Here is a 3,767-nt window from a genome sequence, read left to right as displayed (position 1 = left end):
CTATCTCAATGGTCAGCTTACTACCTGATATTTTTGCAAAAGTGAGATGCTCCCGACGGAATAAACCCATTGAGAACCCATGCTTCACGCTTTGGGTTAGCTGCACCAATAACAATTTTTAGTTGGGGCTGTCGATTAATATGTTCTGAGCGTGCTTGCTCAAGCCCTTCTCTACGCTCTGGTTGATTGTCTAAATCACGGATAAAGATAACAGCTTTAATCTGTCGCGTTCTTTGAAGAAAACGTACCAAATTAAGAACCTTGATAGATGCTGCTCCATCGGCTTTTAACGATAGATTCTTACTATCATGGCCTAGAAATCTTGGAGGTTTATATCTTAGTTGGTCTTTTGCATCATCAATGATTTTTGTAACGTCGCTCCAGCAGGAATGTTCTGTTCCTACCTGTAAGCCACTCCAGTTAAATATATCTTTTATTAGTTCAGGTTCTAACCAATCGATTTACTCCATCAAAATGCGCTCGGCTAATTTAGTAGCTGTTCTTGCATCTGCACCACTTTCTACTATTACAATGAACTCAATCACTGACTTCTCCTGCAACAACCCACTCTTCACCCTCAGCATCCCAAAACTCACCAGTTGTCAAAGTTTGTTTTGCCCATTCCACATCAGGATGTTCATCCAAACGTTTGGAGATTGTGAATCCAGAATTACTGTTATTTAATATATGTACTTGAGAAGGAACAAGCTCATCAATAATATAAGGAGAGTGAGTAGAAAAAATAATTTGCAAATTTGTATTGTATTGAATGATTTCCTTAAAAACAGTCATTAACTCACGTTGTGCCTTTGGATGAAGTCCCTGTTCGACATCATCTAAAAAAACTAAATTAGGTTGAGTAGGGTTCATCAACACAGTTAGCAAACCTAATGTTAGCATTGTCCCTTCGCTAATTGCATGGGCTGAAATCCGATTACCAGTATTCATATCCAATATCACTTCTTGCCCTGTCATTTCCTGATTTTCTTCATAAGAAATAGACTTACCATCAACTTCGATTAAACGTTTGCGAATAACTGGAACCTTTGCTCGCTTTATACCAATTTTGCGAACATTTGGTACAATCCGGCTCAACATTCCTTCTATTAATTGAAATTTGTCTGGAGCCTCATTACGCAAAAAATCTAAAGTGGGTGCTAATCCAGAACCGTCGAATTCAACCCTTGGCGTAATTTCTTCGCTGTAAGCTGCTTTAGCAAGATTACTTGCAACTAACTTCAGGTAAACAGCATATTTCAGAGATTGAGGAATTGGATATGGAGAATCGCTTAAAGAACTTGACCATCCTTCTAATTCTCCTGGCTTTCCATTTATGTTCCATGATGCTATGGGATGCCAATAATCATTATTTTGCTGCTTCCAACTATAGGAAGCTTCCCAATTCTGCCGAGTGGTAAATCTCCAAAAACCACTTGCAGTAACAGAAATATCTTTTTTTCCAATTGTTGTAATGAATTCAGGTGATCTTTCATACTGAAAAATACTTTTAAATGGTGAAGCAGCAAGCCTACTGAGATTATGTAACGCTTGTAGTACGGTTGTTTTACCAGCGCTGTTTTTTCCCACGAGTGCATGTAATCTAGAACTATCAAAACTAAGTTCTGTATATTTATGACTTTTAAAATTATGAAGTATTACTTTTTCTAGCATTTTATTGCTAACATCCTTACACAAATAATTGAATTGATCTCATATTACTTAGCCCATTTCTGTAGCTAACCGCTTGTAGTCTGCTTTTTCAGCAGAGATGTACGCCTCAATTTCCTCTCGATTAACGTGATAATAAGTTAAAGCCGCATAAACTTGGACAAGATTTACATTTCCCATGCGTTCAGCAATTTCTTCTGCATTCAGCCCAAGTTTGTACAAAGCTGTGATGCGTTGAACAGAAACTCTAGTATCAGCAATGCGAGGGCGACCCCCTAGAGTTTCGGGTGACCTAACAATCAGTGTTCCAATGTCAGTAGCCGACATAAATATCTTAATGGGTTTATTTGGATGATTTTCACCTATAAATCATAGCAAATTCTCTAAATTTGGTATGATTTATCAGTAAATTTAACTTTGTTTATAAACCATTTACATTTTCAACTTTTCAACCTCCAATCTCAACTTATCATTCTCCATCTTCAACTTTGCATTCTCCTCCCTAATCAACTCAACTTCATTCCTCTTACTCAACGCCTGATTAATCGCCAACTTCCTCATATCTAGCGAAAACCAACGTTGATAAGTTTGCGTGTGAACTTGCACACTATGCCCCAAATTATCCGCCGCCGCTTTAATTGGGATTCCCAAAATATGCGCCCGGATTGCCCAAGCGTGACGTAAATCATAAGGTTTAAAATCTAATCCTATTTTGCGGAACCACCAACTAACTCGCTGTGTTAATGCCGTTATCTCAGCATGATTAGTGTTATCTTTTTTTGCGATCGCACTCCTCAACATCTTTAAATACTTCGGATTTCTTAAATCAAATTCCTCAATCCATCGTCTATGTAAAGGTAATGCTTCTCTTTCCCCAGTCTTAGAATCATTATGAACTTTCCATGTCAAATCTGTATTTTCTTCACTCAACCACCAATCAATATCAGGATTAATAAAAAGTTCCCGTGGACGTAAACCAAAAACTGCTAACATTCCATACGTCCAGCGCCAAAGTTGCCAACTATTTTGAACGTTTTGATTAACTTGATTACCTCTGTTATTTTGATAAGCTTCAAACTTGATAATTCCCTCAGATATTTCCGCATCTGTAGGTATATTTCGGGAATTATTCTCAGGCATTTTGGAATATTTAGATAAATCAATTTCGATATTGAATGTCACACAAAATGCCGATATAGCTCTAGCTGCATTATACTTAGCCCATTCTTTATCGATTTGTTCAATTGAAGTTATCAAATTTTCTGCGATCGCTAAATCTTTAGGATTCGTAAATCGTTTAGTTCGGGAAAAGTAATAAAAAAAAGTATGTTGACTTTTAGTAGTTCGTTTATGAGTCTTAAAATACTCTTCTTCAAATTGTTCGAGTAATTCTCCTATAGTTTTAAACTCTTTTTTAATCGCCTCATTACCTAAATATTTATCATTCCACTCAAAAGTTTTACGAGCGATTAACTTTCCTAATTCGTATGCTTCTTCCTCAGCCGTCTTGAGTCCATCCAAGTTAGCGGGAATATTCAAACTGAGATTGTATTGCTTTCTCCCAGTACCGTTGCTATCTTTGTCTCCCGGTTTAATTGGTAACGTCGCTCGTAATTGCAGACTTCCATTCGATTCTCTAATTGTCACCTTTGCCTTTGCAGACTTCAAACGCAGATTAACTTTCTCTAATTCCAATAGTACTTTCGTTCTCATGTGTTCTTTTTGCTGCTGTGCTTGCAGAGATGAGCAAAAAAACGGGCGATTTTTTAATCACCTTGGTTCAGGACAACATTTAAATGATGCGTGATATCATGTCTGCATAATTAGTTACTATTCCCGCAGTCATTGCACCCCACCCCCAACCCCTCCCCGCCTGCGGGGAGGGGAGACAAAGCACAGCTTTGGCGGGGTGGGGTTCTTCGGGTTTAATAAGCAAGCGGACATGATATAAGTTCTGAACCTAATAATTATGCTGTCTTTTTAGCCTATATTTAGCCTAAAAATAAATGTGTTATCAACGAACAATGTTTAGAACAGACACTGTTTATTGCAAACATTAGACAGTTGAAAAAAATTAAACCAAAAAAAGGATTACTCCG

At 37.5% G+C, this 3,767-nt stretch carries 3 protein-coding genes and 1 pseudogene; all 4 read right to left on the bottom strand.

Annotated elements, in window-relative coordinates; genetic code table 11:
* Positions 1-20: 20 nt before the first annotated feature.
* Positions 21-251, bottom strand: a complete 231-nt coding sequence (locus tag RMX89_RS34400) for a hypothetical protein (protein WP_322692135.1) — start codon at positions 249-251, stop codon at positions 21-23.
* Between the two features lie 286 nt (positions 252-537).
* Positions 538-1,671, bottom strand: coding sequence for an ATP-binding protein (locus RMX89_RS34395; RefSeq protein WP_322692134.1), 1,134 nt, complete (start codon positions 1,669-1,671; stop codon positions 538-540).
* Between the two features lie 48 nt (positions 1,672-1,719).
* On the bottom strand, positions 1,720-1,995 hold the full coding sequence (locus RMX89_RS34390; protein WP_322674574.1) for a DUF433 domain-containing protein: 276 nt from the start codon (positions 1,993-1,995) through the stop codon (positions 1,720-1,722).
* A gap of 105 nt (positions 1,996-2,100) precedes the next feature.
* A pseudogene (locus RMX89_RS34385) lies at positions 2,101-3,423 on the bottom strand (site-specific integrase); the annotation flags it as partial.
* Positions 3,424-3,767: the final 344 nt, after the last annotated feature.

Source organism: Nostoc sp. DedSLP04 (genome assembly GCF_034530775.1).
In the GTDB taxonomy this organism is placed as follows: Bacteria; Cyanobacteriota; Cyanobacteriia; order Cyanobacteriales; family Nostocaceae; genus Nostoc.
This window is presented reverse-complemented; position numbering and strand designations above follow the sequence as displayed.